The following is a 410-nucleotide window of genomic DNA, read 5'->3' on the forward strand; positions in this document are numbered from 1 at the left end:
GAAACGCGAGATCGCCGATGGCGGCGGGCAACAGGCCCCAGATTGCCTTGATCCCCTCATAAGCGCCTTCGAACGTGTTGGCAGCCGTGTTTCCAAATGCCACAACGCTCACGATGGCGCTCTGCATTGCAGATGCTGCATCGGCCTTCAGGTCAAAGAACATCGCCGTGGCGGCCGCACCGGCCGCAGCTGCGCCCATCCCGATCCGATCCCACACCTCGACGGCGATATCCCTCAGGAGCGACATGGCCTCACCAAAACCACCCGCTCCGGAAACGAGACGGGTGAACTGGTAGACGAGCTCGCCTGCGCCGACGATCAATGCACCGATGCCGGTGCGGATCAGCGCACCACGCAGGACGACAAGCGCCGTGGCGAGACCACGGACAGAGAGTGCTGCAGCGGCCATG

The 410-nt window shown here is 63.7% G+C and carries 1 pseudogene; it reads right to left on the reverse strand.

From position 1 onward, the window contains the following. Nucleotides 1-410 (reverse strand): annotated as a pseudogene (locus E1297_RS48810) (hypothetical protein); the annotation flags it as partial.

Source organism: Roseibium sp. RKSG952, assembly GCF_009711355.1.